The following is a 2,882-nucleotide window of genomic DNA, read 5'->3' as shown; positions in this document are numbered from 1 at the left end:
CCGGATCACCCGTTGCTGCGACGGCCCGTTGGGGGCGGTCAAACCGTTGGAGGCGCCGTCCTGGTTCACCGCCGAACCCCGCAGCAGCGCCAGGACTGGGTGGCCCAGCCGCCGCGCGTCGGCCAGCCGCTCCAGCACCAGCACGCCGACACCCTCCGACCACGAAGTCCCGTCCGCGGCACCGGCATACACCTTGCATCGGCCGTCGGCGGCCATCGCCCGCTGCCGGCTGAACTCGACGAACGCCGCGGGGGTCGCCATCACCGTCCCGCCCCCGGCCAGCGCCAGATCGCACTCGCCCGAGCGCAGCGACTGCGCCGCCAGGTGCATCGCCACCAACGAGGAGGAGCACGCCGTATCCACCGACACCGCAGGGCCTTCCAGGCCGAGCACGTAGGACACCCGGCCCGAGGCCACGCTCAGGGTCGATCCGGTGAGGCCGTATCCCTCCAGCTCCCCCTTGACCTCGCCGCCGTATCCGGCGTGGATGACCCCGGCGAACACCCCGGTCGCCGAACCGCGCAACCCGAGCGGGTCGATCCCGGCCCGTTCCAGGGCTTCCCACGAGATCTCCAGCAGCATGCGTTGCTGCGGGTCCATCGCCAGCGCCTCGCTGGGTCCGATGCCGAAGAACCCGGCGTCGAAGTCGGCGGCGTCGTGCAGGAAGCTGCCCCGGCGCGTGTACATCTTGCCGCGGGCGTCGGGATCAGGGTCGTAGAGGGCGTCCACGTCCCAGCCGCGGTCCGCCGGGAAGTCGCCGACGGCGTCGCGGCCCTCGATGACCAACTCCCACAGGCGTTCCGGGGAGTCGATCCCGCCCGGGTACCGGCAACCCATCCCCACCACCGCCACCGGCTCGGAGAGCCTGCCCTCCAGCTCGGACAGTTGGCGCCGGGTGCGGCGCAGGTCCGCGGTGAGCCGCTTCAGGTAGTCGAGCTGCTTGTCATCGGTGCCCGGCATCGTCACTCCTCAAGGTCTGGGGCATCAGTGGCCGAGTTCCTCGTCGAGGATGGCGAAGAGTTCGCTTTCGCTGGCGGCCTGGATGTCGTCGTCGGTGTCGTCGTCGGGGCGAGCGGCGGTGGTCAGTGCGGCGAGAAGGTGGCGCAGCCGGGTGGACATCTGCGCCTTGTCGTCGGGCCCGGCGTCCGGGCGGTCGAGCAGGGTTTGCAGTTCGCGTGCGACGGCATGGAAACGGGTCATCAGGTCGGGTTCCGCGGTAGCGGTGGTGGCGCCGAGCTGGGTGTCGAGGTACTCGGCCAGGGCGGTCGGGGTCGGGTAGTCGAAGATCAGGGTGGGCGAAAGGGATAGCCCGGTGGCGGTTTTGAGCCGGTTACGCAACTCGACGGCCGTCAGCGAGTCGAAGCCGAGCTCCTGGAAGGTACGGCCGCCGTCGAGGTCTGCGGCCTGCGCAAGGCCCAGCACGGTGGCGGCGTTGCTGCACACCACGCTCACCAGGTCACGCCGCCGCGTCTCGGGGCTCAGCCCGTGCAGGCGCGCGCCGAGGCCGCCCACCGACGCGGTGGCCCCGGTGTCGGCGACGACGCGGCGGGTGGGACGGGTAGCCAGGCCCAGCAGCAGCGGCGGCAGCGCCGCGGCGTGGCCGGACAGCGCGGCCCGATCCAGGTGCGAGGCCACCACCACGGGGCTGTCCGCGAGCAGGGCGGCGTCGAACGACGCGAGCGCCTGTTGCGTGGACAGCGGTGCCAGCCCGACCCGGCTCATCCGGGCCTTGTCCCGGGCTGCGAGGTGCGCCGTCATCGTCGAGGCCTGCTCCCAGAGCCCCCAGGCCAGCGACAGCCCGGGCAGGCCGCGGGCGCGCCGGTATCCGGCCAGCGCGTCCAGGAAGCTGTTGGCCGCGGCGTAGTTGCCCTGACCGGGCGTGCCGACGATCCCGGCCATCGAGGAGAACATCACGAACGCCGCGAGGTCGAGATCCCGGGTCAGCGAATGCAGATGCCAGGCGGCATCGGCCTTGGCCCGCAACACCGCATCGACCCGTTCCGGGGTCAACGAGGAGATCAGCCCGTCGTCGAGCACCCCGGCGGCGTGGACCACCCCGCTGAGCGGGCGGTCGGCGGGGATCCGTGCGAGCATCGCCGCCAGCGCGTCGCGGTCGGCCACGTCGCAGGCCACGACCGATACCTCGGCCCCGGCCTCGCGCAGCCCATCCACCAGTTCCGCGGCCCCGGCCGCGTCGGGGCCCGCGCGGCTGACCAGCAGGAGGTGCCGCACCCCGTGGCGGCTCACCAGGTGCCGGGCCAGCGCGGACCCGGCCATGCCCGTTCCGCCGGTGATCAGCACCGTGCCCGCGGCCAGCCCGACGCCGGGCGCGTCGGGCATGGTGAGCACCACCTTGCCGACATGCCGCGCCTGGCTGACGAACCGGTAGGCGTCCGCCGCGCGGCGCACGTCGAAAGTCTTGACCGGCAACGGCGCCAACACACCGTCGTCCAGCAGCCCGACCACCTCGGCCAGCAGCTGCGCGCAACGGTCGGGGCCCGCCTCCAGGAGGTCGAACGCGCGGTACCGCACTCCCCGATGGTCCCGGGCGACGACCTGGGCATCGCGGATGTCGGTCTTGCCCATGTCGATGAAGCGCCCGCCCGGGGCCAACAGCCGCAATGAGGCGTCGGTGAACTCACCGGCCAGCGAGTTGAGCACCACGTCCACACCCGCGCCGCCGGTGGTGGCCAGGAACTTCTGCTCGAACTCCAACGTCCGCGAGTCTCCGATGTGGTCGTCGTCGAATCCCATGTCCCGCAACGCGTCCCACTTGCCGCGGCTAGCCGTGGCGAAAACCTCTACGCCCCAATGCCTGGCCAGCTGCACCGCGGCCATCCCGACCCCGCCCGTCGCGGCGTGCACCAACACCCGCTCACCGG

Annotated in this window: 2 protein-coding genes; both read right to left on the bottom strand. The window is 72.4% G+C overall.

Annotated features, from left to right (window positions below):
- A partial coding sequence (locus tag AC2VOR_RS08000) for a beta-ketoacyl synthase N-terminal-like domain-containing protein (protein ID WP_486963549.1) occupies positions 1 to 960 on the bottom strand: 960 nt, incomplete at its 3' end.
- Between the two features lie 24 nt (positions 961 to 984).
- The coding region (locus AC2VOR_RS07995; protein WP_486963548.1) for a type I polyketide synthase at positions 985 to 2,882 on the bottom strand (1,898 nt) is incomplete at its 5' end.

This window comes from Mycobacterium sp. TH-M103 (assembly GCF_057473785.1).
The sequence above is the reverse complement of the archived record's forward strand: the minus strand, read 5'-3'. Positions and strand labels throughout refer to the sequence as shown.